Source organism: Serratia sp. 2723 (genome assembly GCF_050434425.1).
Lineage (GTDB): Bacteria > Pseudomonadota > Gammaproteobacteria > Enterobacterales > Enterobacteriaceae > Chania.
Map to the genome: position 1 here is coordinate 107,897 of NZ_JBNDIN010000003.1, position 20,258 is coordinate 128,154.

Annotated in this window: 22 protein-coding genes, 2 pseudogenes and 1 riboswitch; of the genes and pseudogenes, 11 read left to right on the forward strand and 13 right to left on the reverse strand. The window is 53.0% G+C overall.

Going from position 1 to position 20,258, the window contains the following annotated elements; genetic code table 11:
* The first annotated feature begins 11 nt into the window (after positions 1-11).
* On the forward strand, positions 12-977 hold the full coding sequence (gene lipA, locus ABIE29_RS05425; protein ID WP_429617159.1) for a lipoyl synthase: 966 nt from the start codon (positions 12-14) through the stop codon (positions 975-977).
* A gap of 95 nt (positions 978-1,072) precedes the next feature.
* Here the strand turns inward: lipA and tatA are convergent, their stop codons facing one another.
* Positions 1,073-1,279: a Sec-independent protein translocase subunit TatA gene (gene tatA / locus ABIE29_RS05430; RefSeq protein WP_121606181.1), complete on the reverse strand. Its 207-nt coding sequence runs from the start codon at positions 1,277-1,279 to the stop codon at positions 1,073-1,075.
* A 218-nt stretch (positions 1,280-1,497) separates the two neighbouring features.
* Here tatA and adrA point away from each other — a divergent pair, with 218 nt between their 5' ends.
* Positions 1,498-2,574, forward strand: coding sequence for a diguanylate cyclase AdrA (adrA, locus tag ABIE29_RS05435; RefSeq protein WP_429617160.1), 1,077 nt, complete (start codon positions 1,498-1,500; stop codon positions 2,572-2,574).
* A gap of 140 nt (positions 2,575-2,714) precedes the next feature.
* Positions 2,715-2,777, forward strand: a riboswitch (Fluoride riboswitch).
* A 73-nt stretch (positions 2,778-2,850) separates the two neighbouring features.
* Positions 2,851-3,234 carry a fluoride efflux transporter CrcB gene (gene crcB / locus ABIE29_RS05440; protein WP_429617161.1) on the forward strand — a complete coding sequence of 128 codons (384 nt, stop codon included), beginning with the start codon at positions 2,851-2,853 and terminating at the stop codon, positions 3,232-3,234.
* Positions 3,235-3,483: 249 nt separating this feature from the next.
* Here the strand turns inward: crcB and cspE are convergent, their stop codons facing one another.
* Positions 3,484-3,693 carry a transcription antiterminator/RNA stability regulator CspE gene (gene cspE / locus ABIE29_RS05445; RefSeq protein WP_002210315.1) on the reverse strand — a complete coding sequence of 70 codons (210 nt, stop codon included), beginning with the start codon at positions 3,691-3,693 and terminating at the stop codon, positions 3,484-3,486.
* 347 nt (positions 3,694-4,040) lie between these two features.
* Between cspE and ABIE29_RS05450 the strand changes: the two genes are divergently transcribed.
* Both ABIE29_RS05450 and ABIE29_RS05455 read left to right on the forward strand, forming a co-directional pair.
* Positions 4,041-4,523 (forward strand): cold-shock protein, encoded by a 483-nt coding sequence (locus ABIE29_RS05450; protein ID WP_429617162.1) that lies wholly within the window; start codon positions 4,041-4,043, stop codon positions 4,521-4,523.
* 73 nt (positions 4,524-4,596) lie between these two features.
* Positions 4,597-4,758: a YnfU family zinc-binding protein gene (locus tag ABIE29_RS05455; RefSeq protein WP_021180016.1), complete on the forward strand. Its 162-nt coding sequence runs from the start codon at positions 4,597-4,599 to the stop codon at positions 4,756-4,758.
* 4 nt (positions 4,759-4,762) lie between these two features.
* Here the strand turns inward: ABIE29_RS05455 and ABIE29_RS05460 are convergent, their stop codons facing one another.
* A complete protein-coding gene (locus tag ABIE29_RS05460) occupies positions 4,763-6,211 on the reverse strand; it encodes a diguanylate cyclase (protein WP_429617163.1) in 1,449 nt (482 codons plus the stop codon).
* 1,094 nt (positions 6,212-7,305) lie between these two features.
* On the opposite strand from ABIE29_RS05460, the gene ABIE29_RS05465 reads away from it, so the two are divergent.
* The 4 genes and pseudogenes from ABIE29_RS05465 to ABIE29_RS05480 all read left to right on the forward strand — a co-directional run bounded on the left by ABIE29_RS05465 (position 7,306) and on the right by ABIE29_RS05480 (position 9,286).
* On the forward strand, positions 7,306-7,974 hold the full coding sequence (locus tag ABIE29_RS05465; protein WP_429617164.1) for a DUF3313 domain-containing protein: 669 nt from the start codon (positions 7,306-7,308) through the stop codon (positions 7,972-7,974).
* 439 nt (positions 7,975-8,413) lie between these two features.
* Positions 8,414-8,721 (forward strand): annotated as a pseudogene (pnuC, locus tag ABIE29_RS05470) (nicotinamide riboside transporter PnuC); the annotation flags it as partial.
* A gap of 72 nt (positions 8,722-8,793) precedes the next feature.
* Positions 8,794-9,000, forward strand: coding sequence for a hypothetical protein (locus tag ABIE29_RS05475; RefSeq protein ID WP_021180021.1), 207 nt, complete (start codon positions 8,794-8,796; stop codon positions 8,998-9,000).
* A gap of 109 nt (positions 9,001-9,109) precedes the next feature.
* Positions 9,110-9,286 carry a hypothetical protein gene (locus ABIE29_RS05480; protein WP_429617165.1) on the forward strand — a complete coding sequence of 59 codons (177 nt, stop codon included), beginning with the start codon at positions 9,110-9,112 and terminating at the stop codon, positions 9,284-9,286.
* A gap of 355 nt (positions 9,287-9,641) precedes the next feature.
* On the opposite strand, the pseudogene ABIE29_RS05485 reads toward ABIE29_RS05480, so the two are convergent.
* A pseudogene (locus tag ABIE29_RS05485) lies at positions 9,642-9,746 on the reverse strand (Rpn family recombination-promoting nuclease/putative transposase); the annotation flags it as partial.
* Positions 9,747-9,847: 101 nt separating this feature from the next.
* Complete coding sequence (locus tag ABIE29_RS05490) at positions 9,848-10,780, reverse strand: DMT family transporter (RefSeq protein ID WP_429617166.1); 933 nt, start codon at positions 10,778-10,780, stop codon at positions 9,848-9,850.
* A gap of 161 nt (positions 10,781-10,941) precedes the next feature.
* Between ABIE29_RS05490 and ABIE29_RS05495 the strand changes: the two genes are divergently transcribed.
* The gene (locus ABIE29_RS05495; RefSeq protein ID WP_429617167.1) at positions 10,942-11,430 is read left to right on the forward strand and encodes a YbaK/prolyl-tRNA synthetase associated domain-containing protein; all 489 of its coding nucleotides are present in this window, start codon (positions 10,942-10,944) and stop codon (positions 11,428-11,430) included.
* A gap of 181 nt (positions 11,431-11,611) precedes the next feature.
* Here the strand turns inward: ABIE29_RS05495 and ABIE29_RS05500 are convergent, their stop codons facing one another.
* From ABIE29_RS05500 to nrfA, 7 genes are all read right to left on the reverse strand, one after another.
* On the reverse strand, positions 11,612-12,193 hold the full coding sequence (locus ABIE29_RS05500; protein WP_429617168.1) for a TPR domain-containing protein: 582 nt from the start codon (positions 12,191-12,193) through the stop codon (positions 11,612-11,614).
* Entirely contained in the window at positions 12,190-12,576 is a 387-nt protein-coding gene (locus ABIE29_RS05505) for a cytochrome c-type biogenesis protein CcmH (protein ID WP_429617169.1), read from the reverse strand. Before ABIE29_RS05505 ends, ABIE29_RS05500 begins: the two co-directional genes overlap by 4 nt.
* Complete coding sequence (gene nrfE / locus ABIE29_RS05510; protein ID WP_429617170.1) at positions 12,564-14,261, reverse strand: heme lyase NrfEFG subunit NrfE; 1,698 nt, start codon at positions 14,259-14,261, stop codon at positions 12,564-12,566. Before nrfE ends, ABIE29_RS05505 begins: the two co-directional genes overlap by 13 nt.
* 216 nt (positions 14,262-14,477) lie before the next feature.
* The gene (gene nrfD, locus ABIE29_RS05515) at positions 14,478-15,425 is read right to left on the reverse strand and encodes a cytochrome c nitrite reductase subunit NrfD (protein WP_429617171.1); all 948 of its coding nucleotides are present in this window, start codon (positions 15,423-15,425) and stop codon (positions 14,478-14,480) included.
* Positions 15,422-16,093, reverse strand: a complete 672-nt coding sequence (nrfC, locus tag ABIE29_RS05520) for a cytochrome c nitrite reductase Fe-S protein (RefSeq protein WP_429617172.1) — start codon at positions 16,091-16,093, stop codon at positions 15,422-15,424. The genes nrfD and nrfC overlap by 4 nt, the downstream gene beginning before the upstream one ends.
* Positions 16,090-16,659 carry a cytochrome c nitrite reductase pentaheme subunit gene (gene nrfB, locus ABIE29_RS05525; RefSeq protein ID WP_429617173.1) on the reverse strand — a complete coding sequence of 190 codons (570 nt, stop codon included), beginning with the start codon at positions 16,657-16,659 and terminating at the stop codon, positions 16,090-16,092. The genes nrfC and nrfB overlap by 4 nt, the downstream gene beginning before the upstream one ends.
* A 42-nt stretch (positions 16,660-16,701) precedes the next feature.
* Positions 16,702-18,093: an ammonia-forming nitrite reductase cytochrome c552 subunit gene (nrfA, locus tag ABIE29_RS05530; protein WP_429617545.1), complete on the reverse strand. Its 1,392-nt coding sequence runs from the start codon at positions 18,091-18,093 to the stop codon at positions 16,702-16,704.
* Positions 18,094-18,374: 281 nt separating this feature from the next.
* On the opposite strand from nrfA, the gene ABIE29_RS05535 reads away from it, so the two are divergent.
* Positions 18,375-18,866 (forward strand): hypothetical protein, encoded by a 492-nt coding sequence (locus tag ABIE29_RS05535; RefSeq protein ID WP_429617174.1) that lies wholly within the window; start codon positions 18,375-18,377, stop codon positions 18,864-18,866.
* A gap of 266 nt (positions 18,867-19,132) precedes the next feature.
* On the opposite strand, the gene ABIE29_RS05540 is transcribed toward ABIE29_RS05535, so the two are convergent.
* Complete coding sequence (locus tag ABIE29_RS05540) at positions 19,133-20,062, reverse strand: LysR substrate-binding domain-containing protein (RefSeq protein WP_021180041.1); 930 nt, start codon at positions 20,060-20,062, stop codon at positions 19,133-19,135.
* Between the last annotated feature and the right edge of the window lie 196 nt (positions 20,063-20,258).

Genomic DNA, 20,258 nt, shown 5'->3' on the forward strand with positions numbered 1-20,258 from the left:
CCTGCACGATTATGAGTAAACCGATTCAGATGGAACGCGGCGTCAAATACCGCGATGCAGACAAAATGGCGTTAATCCCGGTAAAAACGGTGGCCACCGAACGCCAAGAGCTGTTACGCAAACCCGAGTGGATGAAGATCAAACTCCCTGCCGACTCTACGCGCATTCAGGGCATCAAGGCCGCGATGCGCAAAAACGGCCTGCATTCGGTCTGCGAAGAGGCGTCATGCCCGAACCTGTCTGAGTGCTTTAACCACGGTACCGCCACCTTCATGATCCTGGGGGCCATCTGTACCCGCCGTTGCCCATTCTGCGACGTGGCCCATGGCCGCCCGGTGGCTCCCGATGCCAACGAGCCGGAAAAACTCGGGCAGACCATTGCCGATATGGCACTGCGCTATGTGGTGATCACCTCGGTTGACCGTGACGATTTACGTGACGGTGGCGCGCAGCACTTTGCCGACTGTATTACCGCCATCCGTGCCAAGAGCCCGAACATCAAGATCGAAACCCTGGTGCCAGACTTCCGTGGCCGTATGGATCGTGCGCTGGAAATCCTTACCGCCACGCCGCCAGACGTGTTTAACCATAACCTGGAAAACGTACCGCGTGTTTATCGCCAGGTGCGTCCTGGGGCTAATTACGAGTGGTCATTGAAGTTGTTGGAGCGCTTTAAGGAAGCTCACCCCTCTATTCCGACCAAATCGGGCCTGATGGTGGGTTTGGGTGAAACCAACGCGGAAATTGTGGAAGTGATGCGCGATCTGCGCCGTCATGGTGTCACCATGCTGACGCTGGGGCAGTATCTGCAACCAAGCCGTCACCATCTGCCAGTGCAGCGCTATGTCAGCCCGGCGGAATTTGACGAAATGAAAGAACAAGCGTTGGCAATGGGCTTTACCCATGCTGCCTGCGGCCCGTTTGTGCGCTCGTCCTATCATGCGGACCTGCAGGCCAAAGGGCTGGAAGTGAAGTAAGCGCGGTAATCTTTTGTTACGTTTCCCCCGCAATTAACGCCAAAAAACGGATGTCCTTGCGGCATCCGTTTTTTATGGCTCAACCGCAGAGGCGGTTAAATGTCTTTCTTTTCGACGCTCTGCTGGGCCGTAGGAGTTTCAGCCGTATTCTGTGCAGGAGGGGTATCGTCGCCCACCGCTTTTTTGAAGCCTTTCAGCGCCGCCCCCAGATCCGCGCCCAGAGTACGCAGTTTGCTGGTGCCGAACAGCAACACGATCAACACCGCAATTACCAGCAGCTTGGTAATACTGATACCTTCCATATTCACCTTCTTTATTCATTTATGGCTGCAGGACGCAGCGCGGGAACAAATTTTGTCTATAGGTATTTAGCGACTTTCTTTCGGCTATAACAACAACCAGTTGTAACAAGGTGAGATCTACCCGGGATGTTCTATGCTTAGATTATAGGGCATATTCTTAGCTATTCGCTTTTTCCGGCTCCAGGCTGGCTGCATAATTCATCACAGGGAAACATGGGATGCCTACAGCTCCATCGGCTTTTAACACCCGGCGTGCAGGCCTCAACTTCGCCAGGCGCCTCTACCTGCCGCGTATTGTCGGCCTGGGGATTGGTTTCTTGTGCGTACTTACGGCGCTCTATCCTGGGCACCAGCCGGTTGGCGTGTGGATCTTGCTGGCAGTGAATGGCTTTATCTGGCCACATGTCGCTTATCAGTGGTCTATCCGCAGTAAAGACCCCTACACTACCGAGATCCGCAACCTGCTCATCGATGCATTGTTAGGTGGAATGTGGGTCGCCATCATGGGTTTCAATGCGCTCCCCGCCGTGGTGATCCTGTCGATGATGGGGATGAACAATATCGCCTCCGGCGGGCCGTCTCTGTATTTCAAAGGGCTGATAGCGCAAATTATCGGGGCGCTGGTTACCAGTGCAATGCTGGGCTTCCCCTTTACACCACAATCCACGCCACAGCAGGTTTATCTGTGTCTGCCGATGATCTTCATCTACCCGGTCTTCCTTGGTTACGTGACCTACCAAACCGCCAAGCGGCTGGCAGAAAAGCAACATGAGTTATTGCGTATCAGCACGCGTGATGGCCTGACCGGCGTGTTTAACCGCCGTCATTGGGAACACCTGCTGCACAATGAGTTTGATAGCTGTCGGCGCTATAACCATACGGCTACGCTGATCCTGATGGATATTGACCATTTCAAAGCCATCAACGACACCTTCGGCCATGGGCTGGGGGATGAGGCGCTGATCGTTTTGGCGGAAGAGTTGGTGCTGGGGCTGCGGGCGGTGGATATCGTTGGTCGCTACGGCGGTGATGAATTCGGCGCGGTATTGCCTAATACCAGCGCCGAACAGGCCAGCCTGGCACTCCATCGCATTCAGGAACGCCTGAACGAGGTCGTCTTCCGTGAGGCTCCTGGGTTAAAGCTGACGATCAGCGCCGGGGTCGCCGATTACCAGCCCGAGATGCCCGGCTACCAGGAGTGGTTGAAGGCTGCCGATATTGCGCTTTATCGGGCTAAAAATAATGGCCGCAACCGGCAGGAACGCGCCGATAGCAATGCTAACCCACTGGTTTAATAAGTTAATAAACTGGTGAATTGATAAGCTGATTGGATAAACAGCTGGGGTAATTGTGCAGCAGGTGGGCAATTTCCACTGGCCCCCACCACTACAAAACCACGGCGACAAGGTGTAAAATCTGCCCCGCACGCTGCGTGCCAACAAACGGAGATGACATTCCTCCATAACCGCCTTCTCGGGCTGATGATGTCTACGTAACCTCTCAGAGAGGTACGTAGGCGCTTGCCTGAACCTTTCTGAGCATCTTCCATCTTTATGACAGGATTTATCACCATGTGGGGTTCTTTACTGGCTGTGTTTATTGGCGGTGGTTTGGGTAGCGTATTGCGCTGGGCAGTGAGCCTTAAGCTCAACCCTCTACATCCGCATATTCCATTGGGCACTTTGACCGTAAACCTGGTGGGGGGGTTTATCATCGGGCTGGCCCTGGCGCTGTTTGTCCGCATGACACACATTGACCCGGTTTGGAAACTGCTGATCACTACCGGCTTTTGCGGCGGGCTGACCACCTTCTCTACCTTCTCACTAGAAGTGGCCTATCTGTTGCAGGACGGCCGCGTTGTCTGGGCCATCGCCAATATGCTGCTCAACCTGGCGGGTTCGCTGGCGATGACGCTGTTGGCCTTTATGCTGGTCAGAGCGTTTTACGGCCAATAAAATCTCGGGGCTTAATGTTTTCTTAATCTGCCATCGGGATAATCCTCGCTCAGTATCTTGGGCTGAGTGAGGAATTGAATGTTTAATCTGCCAAAAACCACTACTGAATGGATTGTCACCCTGACGTGCATGCTGATCGTGCTGGCCTTCATCAAGGTTTACCTGTTCCCTTAACCGTTTCCCAGCCTGAAAAAAAAGCATAAAAAACCCGCTCATGGAGCGGGTTTTAACAATTTTGGCTACTGTAGCTTAGATAGCGATAACGTTAGCAGCAGATGGCCCTTTGGCACCGTTCGTGATTTCAAATTCTACACGCTGGCCTTCAGCAAGAGTTTTGAAACCATTGCTAGCGATGGCAGAAAAGTGAACGAAAACGTCCTTGCTACCATCTTCTGGAGTAATGAAACCGAAACCTTTAGATTCATTAAACCACTTAACGCTACCTTTAATCTTAGACATCAAACTTACCTTTAACGTGAATGTAAGACACAGAATGTGTGTCCAATACAGTACAGCAATTAGACGGGATTTTGTCCACAACACAGATCACATAAAATCGATAAAAAGTGAAAAAGTCGGTTATTTGCCATGTGGATTGATGTCAGCGGTTACCAGAGATGTCCAAGGTAGCCCAATCCGCCAAAAAACCGTTGAGTGACCAATTAAACACCTCTGTGGCCCATTCTTGCCCCTCAACCCGCAATTTTTAAGCTTTCGTCTTGCTGATGAAACACCGCCCCCCCTGTCACTGCACGGCATTACGCGTTATCATTAGCGCTGTTACGAACGACCTGATGAGAATGACCATGAACGGCAAGATAACGACTTTTTTTGAAGACAAAGGCTTCGGTTTTATCACCGACGAGAACGGGGAAAATCGTTATTTTCACGTGATTAAAGTGCAAAACCCAGAGCTGATTAAGAAAAATGCGCTGGTAACCTTTGAGCCAACCAACAATACCAAAGGACCATCGGCCTATGCGGTGAAGGTACAGGCACCAAGCAAGTACATCACCATCGCCAACGAGAGAATCAAAATCTCCAGCATCAAGTCCTTCGATATCTTCACCAAAGAAGTGCCGGTCAAGGTGGAGGTCGATAAAGAGAACACCGTGTTGTCCGTTGGGTTATTGATGAACCGTATCCGTCCACAAGTAGCCGAAGCGCCACAGACCGCCACGAAAACGCTGCGTATGCTGTCAGTCACCACCTTCCAGAACGCAACTCACGTCTTCTCTGAGCATGAAATCGATATCGATGAAACCGTGCAGGCGTTGAAGAGTCTATAACCCCTGAAAACATTCAAAGCTATTTATTGACGCCTGTGTTAGCGTGGGTTCTCACCTGACACAGGTACGCGACATGTCTGAATCCACCAGCGTTAAAGGTTACAATAACCGCACCACTCAAATTGCCTGTCCAAAGTGTGCTTATGTTACCGAACAGCAATGTTCAAAACTGCGTAAACTCAGCACCTTGATTTGCCCCAACTGCGGCACGCAATTCGCACCAAAGCAGGGCTAAGACGCTATTTGAATATCACATGGTTGGGGCCGTTGCCGCTGACGATGTTAAACGATTCGACGCAGTTGCGCCCCTGGGACTTGGCGCGATAAAGCGCAATATCCGCCATATTCATCAGCTGTTCCAGTGACTTATCCTCATTCATTGCCAAACTCGCCACGCCTACACTAATCGTGATCCGCAATGGAGCCTTGCCGTTGGGGGGCAACTCGGCGCTTTCTATCCGCCGACGCAAATGTTCCCCCAGGGCCACTGCCTGTGTCCCCAGCGCCCGCGGCAACATAATGGCAAACTCTTCGCCCCCCAGACGGCCAAATAACTGATCGTGGCGCAGTTCACGCCGCAAAATGTGAGCGAATGCTGCCAGGACATGGTCACCGATGGCATGGCCATGGGTATCATTGATCAGTTTGAAGTGATCGATATCGATTAACAACAGCGACACCGCTTCTTTCGAACGCTGCTTCTGTTCCAGCATTTCCCTGCCTTTGCGCATTAAAGCACTACGTGCCAACGTCCCGGTAAGGAAGTCGTGGTTCGCACTGTGCTCCAGCCGGCGCAGCAGTTTACGGCTAACGGCAATCGAGCTGGACAAAATCAGCGGCCCCATCACCAACATGGCAATCCCCAAACGGGCTGACATCAGACTGTCCATGACCGCCCCTCGCGCTCCCGGCGTTTCATACAGCATCAGATTGGCAGAAATGCTGACAATCTCCGTCACGCCGGTGAGAAACGTCAGCAAGGTGACGGTAAATAAATGATAACGCACGGCGCACCACAGCAGTGCGGGGATGGGGAAGGCTATCGCACCCGGTCCACCGATATACACGCTAAGCGCCAACGAAAGCAACAACGCCAGCAGAGGCAGGCTGGAACGCCATTGCCAGCCAAACTGCAGGCTCAGCAATTGCTTTAAGCGTGGCGCGGCCAGCAAGACCGGCAAGATTAACAGGTTGGTAGAGAACTGTTCACTAAACCAGGACATCCAGGCAATGATCAGCGTATTGTTGTATTGACTGTCACTGCGCAACACCGACAGCGTTGCCGACAGCGCGGCCCCAAGCAGGCAGGCTGTAAACATGTATAAAATCGCCTGAGGCTTACCCATACGCCGTTGAGACTTGGGCATCATCAACATCACGGCATAGCCGGTGGCAATCAGCGCCATATTGCAGGCATTTAGCCAAAGTGCCAGTGGCCAGTTTTCGCCGGTGCTCAGATCGGCGGCGATCATGCCAAGATAGGTCCCTATCCATCCCAACATCGTCGCATAGCCAGGTTTACGCAACATCAAGCCAAGCAAAATAGCATTCACCGGCCAAAACAGGGAGAGTGAGCCTAACGGACGGATGAAAATGCCAAACAAGGAAAGCAGGTAGGCCAGTAAAAATACATTGACCAGTAGCACCGTCGCCGGCAAACGCTGTTTTGCCTGCATTTCTTTGCTCATGAAACAACCCGCAAGGAAATAATTATGATATTGACTATAAGCATGCTTTCTTTCCCCCAAAAAAGTAACAACGAACCACAGCGAAACATTAAAATAGTCAATTAAATCAATAGAAAGCCGTATCTTTTCTTATTAGTTTAATGCGCCAATGAAAATTTAGAACCCTGTGTGCTGGACTCATCCCTTTAGCGAAAAAGATTGTTAACAGCATAGTCAAAATTGTTAACATCACAAAAATAGCAAACAATGGGAGATTACAAGGGCACAAGTTAAGACTCTTCTTACTTATCGGTTATTTTCCTGCAACGCCAGCAGAAGCGCAATGAAAAAAGCCCGCAAAGAGCTGCGAGCTGGCTGAAATGCAACAACTGATTTGACAGTTACGGCGCAGGCCCACAGACCTCTCAGGTAGTGATAGTAAAGCACCAAGCTTAAGCAGACCTTAGGCGTAAAAAAGCCCGGCTAGGAACCGGGCATAAGACTACGAAATGCAGTGTCAACCCAAACGGGCTAATAACTGGCTTATCTTAACCCTCAATTGTGCAGAAAAAGTGGATCACACCAAGCTCCCTCCCTCTTTAACCGGCAAGTCACCACGCTGTCTAACCGCAGTCAGACGGCTAACGCATTGAGCACGTCCGGCACAAAAAAAATCCCGCACAAGGCGGGATAAAATCAAAGGGATGGTAATACACTACAGGACTAACACAACATCATCGGGCTGGAATAACCTTACCAGCGCGAGTGTATAGAAATGTCATACTTGGGTAATGATGATGCAACAGATGTAACGCCTGATAGAAGGCACTGACAAACCTGCAGTTTTCACTCTGACAGAAGATTAATTGTAACCAAGGGCAACATGTTTTTTTGGAGTGTGCCGCGCGCCGATCGCCTGGTGGATTACTGGCTGAGCATTATCAACTGCAAGATCCCACCATCCCGCCGAGGTTTATAAATGAGCGTTTCCCATAACAATAAAAGTCAATTTGTAACAACCGGGCTTTTCTGTAGGAGCTATCACATGTCTTATTTTGCAGGTTAGTGCTATATTTTTCAGGCACAAACCAAACCTACTTCATGACGGGAAGTATATGAAAAAAAATCGTTTTGGCGTTGCCGCAGCCGTATTGGCTGCGGGTATGTTGTTGGCGGGATGTTCCTCTAAGGTCGCAGAAACTACGCAGTATTCCGGGTTCCTGCAGGACTATAGCAAACTGCAAAAAACTGAAACCGCCAGCGGGCATCAGGTTTTGCGCTGGATCGCTCCAGGCTTTAAAGAGTCTAACTATCGTGGCATCTATATTGCACCGCTGGTGTTCTACCCACAGGCAAAACCGAATGCCCGTGTAAGCCAGCAAACGCTGGATCAGATCAGAGAGTACGCCAGTACCTCACTAAGGAATGCCGTGGCAAAGCGTACAACGCTGTTGCCTACCCCATCGGGATCACGCGTACTGGTCGCTAAAGTCGCCATTACTGCGGTAAGCGCTGAAAACGAAGGTGTGCAATTCTATGAAGTTGTTCCTGTTGCCGCCGTCATTGCCACCACCATGGCTGCCAGCGGACACAGAACACAAGACACCGCGTTATTCATGGAAATCAAACTGATCGATCAAGATACCGGTAAAACGGTACTGGCCGTAGTCCGTAAAGGTTTGGGTAAAACGGTCAGCAATGAGAATACCCCAATCACCTTGGCTGACATCAAGAAAGCCATCGATGATATGGTGACGGATATTGTGAACTTCCCAAAACAATAAGTGGTGCTGCAAAAGATGGGGAAATAGTTTTCCCCATCTTTTCCCCTCCCTTTTTCCCCGTTTAATCTGTAAGCACCATCACATCGCCACCCTGCCGCTAAACAAGCTGGGACAAATGTCCCGAGCAATATTCTAATATCAGAGCCAACTTCCAGTTTTACACTCTTTTTGGCATTTCCGTCGGACTGGCGTCCTGTCCTAACCTGCCGAGGAACTTTATTACGGTGAACGGATTGCGGTGATCGACCCAGCCCGATTACACCAACAGGCCGAGTTTTAATTTTTGGCCATAGTGCCAACCAGCATAAATTTAGGTAAGCCCATGACTCATCTACAACCGCATATCCGGCTTAGCCGGTAGATGACACACGCCCATCACGCGCTGTTACCGGGCGATCCGCAACGCGTCGAACACGTTGCCCGCTTTCTGGATCAAATGGGGCTTTCTGTGGTGATGCCTGAACTGCAGCCGGACGCCTTCCCACTGTGGGATCCACCATGCTGGTACTGTCGATCGCCGCCATGGTGCTGATGACGCGCAAATACGACGAGAACTGGCTGCTGTGGGTACTGATTGACGTGATCAGCGTAGTGATTTACGCCATTCAGGGAGTTTATGCCATGTCGTTGGAGTATATTTTACTGACGGTGATTGCGCTGATGGGATCGTTTGCCTGGATCAACAGTGCACGCCAAAATGGTTCAAAGCCGTTGGAACAAGAGACAGCACTCAAGACAATGCCTTGAAAACGGCGGGCATCCCCCCCATGTAACCTGTGTTGTCTGCCATTTCGGTAGGTCTAGCGAAAGGATATGAACATGTTAGAGAATTATTTTGGCTCTGGGATCGCTCCAACTGAAGAGCAAAAACGCAGATTACTGGCGGTGCAGGCAGCACTGGAACTGTTGAAGGCAACGCTGTCTGACACCAACGACGGCAACGGTGTCGAATACCAACTGAAAACGGCAGAAAAGCACGTCAGCTCTCTGGCAGATGCCATTCAGGCAGCCGTAGAGAAAAAGTAACGTCCTTGCCTTGCCGCCCCCTGCACAATCCACGTTGTGCGGGGTTTTTATTGGCTACTCTCCTCAAAAAAAACCGCTTACCTCCCCCGCGGGCTTTGGCTTTGGCAATATGACGATAGTGATGGCCCTGCTGGTCTGCGTGACCGCGGCGCTGACCGGCTCAGGCGTGGCTGCGTTCTTCTCCTTCTCCGGGCTGGCTCCAGGTATTGCCGCCAAGTTTGGCGAAAGCGCCGTCAGCATGATCCTGCCAATGCAACTGATGGCCGGATTACCATGCTGGTACTAAACGGTATCTTGAATTAACACCCGTTAAAACTCGGGGCAGGGAAATCTCCGCCCTATCATCCCCCCTGACCAGCTGTCCATTATTTGACCACCAACCTGGTCTTTTCTGAAATGTGCTACCGCCTCTATATCGCCTGGTAATCCCACTGTACACTGCCTGAAAATCGCCCTTAATCCGGATAGGGATGCCGTTTTATTAACAAGGAGTGTTGATATCATGTTCTCAAAGATCATGTTTATTCTGTTTACCGCCACCGTGGTATTGGTGCTGATTAACTGGGAACGCCTGTGGGACTATATCCGCCCGATGGTGTAATCAGCATAACCCTTGCCCCAGCGTTATAGGCATCCTTCAGCAAGGCAGGTGGCAAGTGAAATTCCAGAAAATCTCGGGCCGTATCTGGGTGAGTCAGAAACTGTTTAAATACCGCATCGTGCAGTGTAGGAGTGGTTTTTTTCATGTTGGTCATCCTGGACTTAACATAAAAAAACCTACCACAGGCATTCGCCCACTCACATTATGACAGTATTTATATGGAATCTGACTCGCATGCGGGCGCCCCTACGATGCCTCTTTGCGCACCACGTTGACCCGCCAGATACCAAAGCACACCAGCACCAGCGCCACGGCATAACGCCATTCCATGATGCTTTCCTGTAAGAAAATGGCCGACAGCACCGCGCCGGAAACCGGGATCAGGAAGTTGAACGGCGCAATCATACCCACGCGGTTATATTTCAGCAGCAGGCTCCAGAGCGCAAAAGCAACCGAGGACAGCAGCGCCAGGTAGCTCAGGATCGCCACCGATGCCCAGCCGTGGAACTCTAACCGGCCCCCCGCCAGATATCCCCCAACCGTCAGCATCACGCCGCCGATAGCCAGTTGCCAGCCGGTCATGATCGTCGGATCGACGGTCTGCGAAATGCGCTTGCCATACAGCGTAGCGGCCGAAAGGATAAACGCGGCGATCACCACAAAGCCGTCCCCCAGCCAGCTAAAGCTGAAGTCCATCAGTTGGCTGTTGAAGTTCACCACCATCACCCCGGCAAAACCCACCACGCAGCCGACGATTTTATTCATGCTAAGACGATCGTTTTTATAAATGAAATGCGCCAGCAACACGCTAAAGAAGGTGCCGGTCGCATTCATGATCGATCCTTTTACCCCGGTGGTGTAGGCCAGACCGATATAGAAGAAGACGTATTGCAGCGCCGTTTGCGTGCTCCCTAACACCACCAACTGTGAATACTGGCGCCGTGACAAACGGCCGATGGTTTTACCCTGCAAGATGGCAAACAGCAGCAATAAGCCCCCTGCAATCACGAAGCGGTAACCGGCAAAGACGATCTTGCCGGGGAGATCGTCGGTGGCGATCTGGAAAATTTCATAACCGTTTTTAATCGCCGGATAGGCACTGCCCCACAGCAAACAGCAGAAAGCCGCACACAGCCAAACGAACTTCGGCTGGGTATACAACGACAGGTTAGTCTTCACGCCCCTTTCCTTTCAAAAAATTAAAATCCCGTTTCATAATTGTGTATTATCCGTCAAAACCAAAAAATAGCCCGTTGTTTAATCAATAATTTGGCTGAGCCATTCTCTGTCACAACGCGTTATGATAGGGGCAAGAAAATCAAAATTCTGGAGAGCATGGCGTGTCTACCGCAACCTTTAGTCGTTTAACCTCCCTTCTTGACCAGCAGCAGGCGCGCTATCGCGTGGTTGAGCATCCCACGGCAGGAAAATCCGAAGAAGTCGCCAAGATTCGCGGCACCCAGTTGGGGCAAGGGGCGAAAGCGTTGGTGTGCCACGTCAAGGGCAACGGCATCAAGCTGCACGTGCTGGCCATCCTGCCCGCCGACCAACAGGCCGATCTCGGCGCGTTGGCGCAGGGTGTTGGCGGTACTCGCGCCTCACTGGCCAGCCCGGTTGAAGTCGACCAACTGACCGACTGCGTCTTTGGCGCGATCCCGCCGTTCAGCTTCCACCCGGATTTGCTGCTGGTCGCCGACCCGCTACTGTTTGAACGCTTTGACGAGTTGGCCTTTAATGCTGGCACGCTGGAGCGTTCGCTGATCCTCAACGCTGGAGATTATCAGAGGATTGCTCAGCCTAGATTGGTGAATTTCATTCGCATGGCGTGAGCTCCGGCCCCCTCACCCCAACCCTCTCCCCCAGGAGAGGGAGCTGCTACGGTGTTGTCGTTTTGTGCAGAAATTAACTTTAATATATTGATATATAAGATAAATAAATTAGCCAACAGGTGGCACGTACGGTCCCCTCTCCCTTTGGGAGAGGGTTAGGGTGAGGGGAAATCGCTCAATTTTATTGATTCTGTAACAGCAGTTTGGCCATATTGATGGCCTCAATCAGCTGTGGCCGGTTAACCCGTGGCGACTGGCTGTCCAACAGGCGTTGCCATAAGCTTATCGCCTTGGCATATTCTGTATGCATAAAGGCATCGGCTGCCAGCAGCATCAGCGCTGAAACCTCATCTTTATCCAGCGCCAAGGCTTTTTCTATATTGCTCTCCACCTGCGGGGTGATGCGCTGCCCCGCCTGGTAATAAAGCACCGTCGCCAGCGCCGAGTACAATTCGGCATTCGCACCCCGCAGAGCCAATGCCCGCTGATAGGCCGCCTGCGCATCGGCAAAATTATCGTTAAACAGATAATATTCCCCCAACTGCGCCCACAACACGCTGTCTTGCGGGGACTGCTCGATCTTTTGCTGTAACTGCAGAAACTCGCTTTCGACCTGCTCTTGAGGAGTGAGCCGTTGAGCTGGCAAGCTGCGCTGATGCTGTTCGGCCAACACAGTGGCCGGGCGGCCACTGACCACATAGCAACCCGCAGTGAGGCCAAGCACCAGCGCGATAAACAGCAGGGGGTAAGAACTCGTTTTCATTCCACTTTCCTCCGCCGCCATAACACCAGCCCGATCGCCCCTAGCATCAACGGCGGCAATCCCCAAAGTAACAATGTCGGGGCCTCGAGAGTCGGTTGGTAGCGGACAAAGTTGCCGTAGCGTGCCGTCATGAAATTCATGATTTCCGCCTGCGTTTTGCCTTGTTCGGTCATGGCAAACACCTCATGGCGCATGGCGACCGCCGCAGGGGCATTGGACTCCAGCAGGCTCTGATTCTGGCATTGCGGGCAACGGATCTGGCCTGCCACCGTCAGCGCCCGCTCCTGCATTTCCGGCGAGCTGAATGCCCAGGTATCAACAATCTGGGCCGCCAGCGGTAACGTGATGCTCCCCCACAACAGCAGAGCGGTCAACCAGCGCATGTTTGCCTCCTTTGCCAACCGGCGGCCAACACGCCAATCATCATCAACGCCCCACCCCACCAGATCCAACGGATGCCGGTCTGCACATAAAAGCGCATGGCATAACGCTGCTCACCACTTTTTTCGCCCATCACCACGTACCAGTCATGGAAAGCGTTCCAGTCGATGCCTGGCTCAAACATCTGTTGGCGGCGGGCGGTGTAAAACCGCCTTTCAGGCGTTAACTGGGCCACGGGCTTGCCTTGCTGGCTAACCTCAATCACCGCCTGTTCACTGGTGAAATTAGCCTGAGCCTGTAGATCTACCGAACGCAGCGTAAATTGGTATCCCGCCAGGCTAACCGTCTCGCCCACGGTGACGTTCAGGCTGATTTCATGGCGTTGCAGCGCCGAACTGGCAATGCCTAATGCCGTCAGCAACACTCCGGCGTGAGCAATCCACTGGGCATAGCGCCGCCGCCTGAATCCGCCATAACACATCAATACCAACCCCAGCAGCCCAAACGGCAGCAGCACCAGATTGAAATAAGGCGCGCCAACAGAGATCTGCCCCCACCCCATTATCCGATAGAGCATCGGGTACAAAGTCCCCACCAGCACGATCAGGGCGGCGGAACTGAGAAGCAACAACGCGCCGAGCAATGCAGGTTTCACCGGGGACATAACGGCTTTCCCCCGGTTGGCACGTAAGGCATAGATTAAAAATGACGACCCGCTAAGAAAGGCAAACAGGATAAACAGCGGCAATGCACGTTGCTCATCCAATGCAAAGGCGTGCACTGAAACCAGGATGCCAGAACGCACAATCAGGGTGCCCAACAGGCTGAGAACAAAGGTGCCCAACGTCAGCAATAGCGACCAATGCCGCAATCCTCCGGTACGCTGGCCGACTGCCAAACTGTGTAACAAAGCGGTCGCGGTCAGCCAAGGGAGCAGTGAAGCATTCTCCACCGGATCCCAGAACCACCAGCCGCCCCAGCCCAACTCGCTGTAAGCCCACCAGGACCCCAAAATAATCCCGGCAGTGAGGAAACACCAGGCCGGTTTGGCCCAGCGCAGGCACTGCCCGGCAACCTCGGCGCTAAACTCCCCTTGCAGCAAAGCAGCAAGCATCAGAGCACTACAGGTGGCAAACCCTGCATAGCCCAAATAGAGCAGCGGAGGGTGCAGGATCAGGCCGATATGTTGCAGCATCGGGTTCAGATCGCGCCCTTGAACCGCGGCGGGGAAGAGCCGAACGAAAGGATCGGAGAAGAACAGGATGAAAAGCAGAAAACAGCCGACGATCAACGCCAGAATGGCCAGCGTGAGCGGCTGTAGTGAGCGCATCGATTTGGGGCTGAACAAGGCAAAGCAGGCAGACCAACCGGCCAGGCACAGCAGCCAGAGCAGCAGCGAGCCTTCATGCCCACCCCACAACGCCCCGACCTTCATCAGCGGTGGCAACTGGCTGTGACCATGTTGGGCTACGTACATGACCGAGAAGTCATTGCGCAAAAACAGCAGTAGCAGAATGGCGAAGGACAGTGCGATTAACACAAAAATGCCCAGGCTCCAACCACGCACCGGCAACAGCCCACCCCAACGGCAATCCATCAACGCCAACAGCGTGATGCCAGCCAGCAGCAGCGACGCCGTGCAGGCCAGCAATAACGCAATAAATCCCAGCTCGGGTAACCACAACACATCTACCGCCTTATTCTCTTCTATCTGTCCTGCTCTACCCTATGGATTTCAAGTCGGCCGCTCATGCGCATCCCTACGCTCGCGGCATTTGTACATCCTTGTACAGCACTGCTAGGCGACAAGCTTGTTCATCCCCAGGAGCTTACTTTTAGTAAGTGACTGGGGTGGGCAAGTGCAGGTAACAACGCTGCGGCTTGAAAGACGACGGGTAAGCACTCAGGCAACCGTCATCTGCCCGGCATACAGAATAAAATAACGCAGCAGCAGCACGCCACACAGGCTAGCGCCGCTGATCAACAGGATATGGAAATGCGCTTTCCCCCAGCCCAGAGCTTTCAGCAGCAAGGGCATAATCAGCCCACAGCCCACGACGCCCAACCAGAACCACCAGGACCAGAATCCACCGCCAAGTGCCGCCGACAAGGCACGGAGTTTGCCGTCATCCCCCAGCCACAGGCCGATGAAGAACGCCGCCAGCAGGAAGATCTCCAGCCATACCACCGGCGTCTCCAGGCGATGCAGGAAATGCACTTCCCGGCTGTGCAGATGACCTTTAGGTCCGAAGGCCGCTACCAGCAATGCCACCGCGATCCCGGACGAAATGCCAGAGAACAGGAACAGCACCGGTAACAACGGGTTATTCAGCATCGGGTACGACTTCAGCGCCGAAAGCAGGAAACCGGTATAAGCCCCCAACAGCACCGCCAACACCAGCATCACCGTTTCTATTAGCCGCAACAGCGGCAGCAAGCGCTGCAGCAGGCGTGGGATCACCGCCAACTTTGGCAACCAACGCTGTTGCAGCGCCGCCACCTCATCACGAAAGATCAGCGCCAGCCAGACCACCAGCACCACCATATAGACCTGGAACAGCATCACCCCCATCGACATCACCGAGGTGACGCTATAGTGGAACATCAGTTTCCAGAAGGTCCACGGACGGGTCAGGTGGAAGATCAGGATCACCAGCCCCAGCATGACCGAGGTTGGGGCGATAAACAGCGTGGTTAACATCACCCGGCTGTTTGAGGCCCCCTCCTCTGGATGATAGCGGCGCAACAGGATAGCCAGGGTGACCAAACCGGCAGAGATGCCGATCAGGAACAGGTAAATCGCAATGGGCCAGTCCCAGACCAGAGAGTCAAAATGAAAGGCAGAAGTCATTGACTTGTCTCCCCATATTTAAACGGCACGCGATACATTTTTGGCCGGGTCCCCAAGGCTATCTTGTAGCGATAAGTGGTCTTTTGCTGCAACAGACACGAAATATCACTGTGTGGATCGTCGAGATTGCCAAAGGTTAATGCCTTGGTGGGGCACGACAATACACAGGCTGGCTGCTTGCCCTGCCGCAGGTTGGTCTTGCGGCAAAAATCGCATTTATCCGCCGTTTTGCTCACCGGATGAATAAAGCGTACCCGGTAAGGGCACGCAGCGATGCAGTATTGGCAACCGACACAGAGATCCGGGTTCACGTCGACAATGCCGCTGGCGGCATCGATAAACGAGGCTCCGGTTGGGCAAACATGCACACAGGGAGCGTCATCGCAATGCTGGCACGAATGGCGGAAAAACCGGTACTTCACGTCCGGAAATTGGCCTATCGGTTCGCTACGGACGATCTCCAGGCGCGAAACCCCCACCGGCACCTGATTGACTTCGCGACAGGCATCCATACAGGCGGTACAGCCGATGCAACGCGACTCATCGTGGATCATGCCGTAACGGATGCCATTGACGTTCATGGTGCGCGCCAGCAGCTTTTCCGCCAGAGTCGAGCCAGCCGCCAACACGCCAATGCCTACGATAAAACGGCGCCGTGAGCAGCTCATGGCTGCCCCTTATCCAGCCTTACAGACGCTGGATTAAACGCGGGATCATCCTGTTGTTGACGGTGGCAGTCCACGCAGAGCTTGATCCGCCCCTTGTCGTTCAACCCTTGTACCTTATCCTGCTGCGGGTGCAAGGTATGGCAGCTGGCGCAGCTCACCTTGGCCAAATGCACATCATGTGGCCAGAAGGCTTTTTGCAACGTCTCTGGCAAATGGCAGGACAGGCAAACGCTGTTTTGCTGTTCCACGCCGAACATCGGCTCGTTGAAACGCATCACATCCTTCACGCCCTCACGGTGATGCAGCGAAGGTGAACCGTGACAGTTGGTGCAGGTCAGCGGCAATTGGTTATTCGGGTTAATGGCTCCCGCATGTTTACCGTGCATCGCATTCTGTTGCGGCTTGTGGCAACGCAGGCAGGCCTCATCCGGATTACGTTGCAAGGTGACTTCCGCCGATTGCTGTTGAACAGCGGGGCTGTCGGCCTGGGCCGATACCGGTAATACTGTCAGCCAAAGGCTACAGGCAAGCACCCCGGTAGTTAATAACGAACGCAGTACGCTCATATTGACTCCATTTGTTTACGCCCCGCACACGGGGCGGAGGGGTTATTTGCCTAACAGCCCGGCTTTACGTGCCTGTTCTTCCCACTGCGGTACCACCGTCTTGAGGAATTCCTGTTTTTCGGCATTTAGCTGTGGCATGTCCATACCCAGCGCCAACTGTGCTTTTTCCTTGGTGGAAATGTCCGGCAACTTGACTTCAGTGGTGATGCCCTTGGTCGCTAGCAGACGGATCAACTGAGTCCGTGCCTGTGCTGCCTGATCGAGCGCGGTACCCAAAATGCGCAATGCAACTTCTGGCGCATGCATTTGAATACCGTGGGAAGCAATGGAATAATCCCAGCGCCATTGCGCATGACGGATGTGGGTCAAGATAGGCTTCATCTCAGCTTCGGTGGCACCGGCATCCCAGGCCGCTTTCGCCTCAAAGTGCGCGTGAACCAGCTGGTCTTCCACCTTCAGCTTGATCTCGTTGATATCCTGCTTACGTTTTTCCACCACCGCCTGCATGCTGGCTTTATCCTGGGTGTGGCAGTTCTTACAGGTTTGTTCGTAGTTATCGAACGGGTTGCCAATTTTGTGATCGGTATAGATCTTGCCTTGGGCGTTTTGCACTTTCGGCATATGGCAGTCGATACAGGTGACGTTGTTCTTGCCATGAATACCCGCGCTCCAGGTTTCGTATTCTGGATGTTGGGCTTTTAGCATTGGCGTCTTGGACAGCGGGTTGGTCCAGTCGGAAAATTCGATGTTGTCGTAATACACTTCCATGTCATCGACCGTAGTGCCCTTGTCCCAAGGGAATTTCACCGCTTTGTCTTTACCATCGAAGTAATACTCAACGTGGCACTGCCCACACACCATCGATTGCTGATCGAAGCGGCCTGCCTTGTCAAACGGCTTACCTATCGTTTCCATGGCTCGAGCCGCGTAAGGGCGGGACAGTTGCAGCGCAGGTTTACCGGCGGCAAAATCAGCGGAAGCGGTATTGTGGCAATCCGCACAGCCGAGGTTATTGACGATTTCCGGCCCGCCACGCGCCCATTTACCATGGAAATAACTCGCTTCACCCTGTTCGGCGATCACCCTGGCAACGTCCGGGCTTTTGCAGCTCCAGCAGGCCATGGGCAACGGACCATCTTCTGCCGTTTTCGGTGCACCGGTACGTAAGGATCCACGGATATCCGTGATGGCATAGGCATGCCCACGCGGCTTGTTGTAATCCTTGGCAAACGGGTATCCGGCCCAAAGAATGACCAGACGCGGGTCGCCAGCCAAAGCGTCTACCCGATCGGACTGCTCGGAGGTCGCCTGCCAGGACTTATATTGGTCAGGGTGAGGTGCAGAGAAGGTTTCATTCTTGGCTTCAACCTTCTGCGGCGTGGCGGCAGGTGTCGCATCTGCCTGTGCCGGGAAAGAGAGAAAAACCGCGTACATCCCTGCCAGAAATAGCATCAATAACTTGCTTACCTTATTCATAAGCATCCCATCCATTTTGCCTGCTTGAGAGCAGTGCTTTTATTAGTCGTTAAGTTCTTGTTAGAACAGATTTTCGCCATTACACCGTGCGTAGGGATACCATAGCCCCCACAAAAAATGTTGTCTTTGGTCAAGTTCCGGCAGGTTGTTCGGTTGTTGATTGAATTTTGCGAGGCAGCGCAAACTTGAACTAACTCTAATTAGTTATTGAAAGATAACGGGTTGGATGAGGAAACAAAATGATGACACGTACTCGATGTTCCCTCCTCCTCCACAAAGATGAAGTACTGGCAGCGTTGGCACAGCAGCTGTGTGCCGAGATGGTTGCCCGCTCACAAATCATTGCCGACGATCCGCAACTGGGGGCGATTGAAAAGTTCTGCGCCATCATCGCCGCGCAGAATCAAACCGTAGAAGCCGGGCAGGCTTTGGTTGAGGACTTACACCGCCCAGAGAACCGCGCATTACATGAGCGCAGCAATATTGAAACGGTGTTGGCCTTTGGGCCGATCCTGGCAACAGTGGTGGAGCAAGGAAACCAGGAAGGCGTTTTTCAAGTTGATGATCCGCTATCGACGGTGCAGTTCATTCTCGCCGGTTCGCTGTTCCTGTTCGGTCACCAGATGTTTAGCTGGACGCCTGAAGAGCAAGCCGCGCGTATGCAAGCCATAACATTTCATTACTGTATCGATAAAAATCTAAAGTTTTGTTATCGGCTCATTAGCGGCTGATGACAACCTTTTGACCTAACTCTGGGATATTTGTCATGACGGATTATTCTTTTTTATCCACTCGCACATCATTTTTAACAGTTCAACCACTCTCGCTGGCAGCCATTTTATTAACGAGCAATGCCTAAGCTGGCGACTTGTCGGTAGGTGTTGGCGTACTGGCAGAACAGTTACCCGATCGCGACTATGATGCACAATAGCCAGCTTTTAAGGCGCAGTTTACTTTCTGCCAGGGTAAGGGGATTTTAGGCACCAAGATCCCCGAGTCACTCCCGGTAAAGCAAATCCCCATAAATCCCAGTCAGCACCCCACCCGGAGCGAACTGCTTTTTGATCCACTGGGTGACCTGCCCGGTTGCCGCATGCTGCGTCGCCAGCAACATGCTGGAATCCTGACGTGGGTTATGAATGGCACGGGTAGCCAATAGCCCTTCCGCTACCGGCTCACGCGCCATATATTCCGGTAAGAAACCAATCCCCTCCCCTAAAATCTGGCATTGGCACTTGGTGTTAAAGTCCGGCACCAGGATCGCTTCCTGCCCGTGCAGCAACCATCCCACCTTCTTGTTGATGGTATGCGCGGTGTCTTCCACCATGATGTTGGGATAGAGCCGCAGCTGGCTCTCAGAGATCGGCTCCGGCATAAACGCCAATGGATGATCGGGCGCAATGGCGAACACCCAACGGATGGCGCCGATTTCGGTGTAATCAATGCCACCGCCGTCCAGCAACGTATCCGGTGCGCCAATAGCGATATTGGCCTGGTTGTTGATGATCGAATCCCAGACACCGTTGTATACCTCGGTGGTCACCGTGATATGGCAGGTGGGGAATTGCTTCTTCAGCACCTGTAACAGCCGAGCGGTATGCCGTGGGGTGTAGAGTAACTGATTGATACAGATGCGCACCCGCGCCTCGATGCCCTGAGAGATGGTATCAATACCGCGCTTGATGGCATGGAAGTCGTTGAGCAGATCGGTCGCTTTACGGTAGAAGTAAAAACCGGACTCGGTGAGTTCGATGCTGCGCGTGCTGCGGTTAAACAGCACCACGTCCAACCCGGTTTCCATGCGTTTGATGGTATAGCTGATGGCCGAGGTCGTCAGATCCAGTTCCTTGGCCGCCTTGCTGAAGCTGCCAAAACGCGCCGTGGTGGTGAATGCCAACAGGTTTTCTTCGGTAAAAATAGAATTCATAGGCCTCTCACCCTAACCCTCTCCCACAGGGAGGGGACTGATCGAGTTTGCTGATTTTTCTGCGTAATAACCCATACATCTTCTTTTACACCCCACTTTCCGAAGCTGCTCGGGCCAACCAAACGCTCCGGTCAGCTCCCTCTCCCCGTGGGAGAGGGTTGGGGTGAGGGGCAGCCGCATTGTTGAATGTATTTGT

Coding starts and splice junctions, on each gene's coding strand:
- lipA (WP_429617159.1), top strand. CDS start 12: ATGAGTAAACCGATTCAGATGGAACGCGGCGTCAAATACCGCGATGCA.
- tatA (WP_121606181.1), bottom strand. CDS start 1,279: ATGGAAGGTATCAGTATTACCAAGCTGCTGGTAATTGCGGTGTTGATC.
- adrA (WP_429617160.1), top strand. CDS start 1,498: ATGCCTACAGCTCCATCGGCTTTTAACACCCGGCGTGCAGGCCTCAAC.
- crcB (WP_429617161.1), top strand. CDS start 2,851: ATGTGGGGTTCTTTACTGGCTGTGTTTATTGGCGGTGGTTTGGGTAGC.
- cspE (WP_002210315.1), bottom strand. CDS start 3,693: ATGTCTAAGATTAAAGGTAGCGTTAAGTGGTTTAATGAATCTAAAGGT.
- ABIE29_RS05450 (WP_429617162.1), top strand. CDS start 4,041: ATGAACGGCAAGATAACGACTTTTTTTGAAGACAAAGGCTTCGGTTTT.
- ABIE29_RS05455 (WP_021180016.1), top strand. CDS start 4,597: ATGTCTGAATCCACCAGCGTTAAAGGTTACAATAACCGCACCACTCAA.
- ABIE29_RS05460 (WP_429617163.1), bottom strand. CDS start 6,211: ATGAGCAAAGAAATGCAGGCAAAACAGCGTTTGCCGGCGACGGTGCTA.
- ABIE29_RS05465 (WP_429617164.1), top strand. CDS start 7,306: ATGAAAAAAAATCGTTTTGGCGTTGCCGCAGCCGTATTGGCTGCGGGT.
- ABIE29_RS05475 (WP_021180021.1), top strand. CDS start 8,794: ATGTTAGAGAATTATTTTGGCTCTGGGATCGCTCCAACTGAAGAGCAA.
- ABIE29_RS05480 (WP_429617165.1), top strand. CDS start 9,110: ATGACGATAGTGATGGCCCTGCTGGTCTGCGTGACCGCGGCGCTGACC.
- ABIE29_RS05500 (WP_429617168.1), bottom strand. CDS start 12,193: ATGAAAACGAGTTCTTACCCCCTGCTGTTTATCGCGCTGGTGCTTGGC.
- ABIE29_RS05505 (WP_429617169.1), bottom strand. CDS start 12,576: ATGCGCTGGTTGACCGCTCTGCTGTTGTGGGGGAGCATCACGTTACCG.
- nrfD (WP_429617171.1), bottom strand. CDS start 15,425: ATGACTTCTGCCTTTCATTTTGACTCTCTGGTCTGGGACTGGCCCATT.
- nrfC (WP_429617172.1), bottom strand. CDS start 16,093: ATGAGCTGCTCACGGCGCCGTTTTATCGTAGGCATTGGCGTGTTGGCG.
- nrfB (WP_429617173.1), bottom strand. CDS start 16,659: ATGAGCGTACTGCGTTCGTTATTAACTACCGGGGTGCTTGCCTGTAGC.
- nrfA (WP_429617545.1), bottom strand. CDS start 18,093: ATGTACGCGGTTTTTCTCTCTTTCCCGGCACAGGCAGATGCGACACCT.
- ABIE29_RS05535 (WP_429617174.1), top strand. CDS start 18,375: ATGATGACACGTACTCGATGTTCCCTCCTCCTCCACAAAGATGAAGTA.
- ABIE29_RS05540 (WP_021180041.1), bottom strand. CDS start 20,062: ATGAATTCTATTTTTACCGAAGAAAACCTGTTGGCATTCACCACCACG.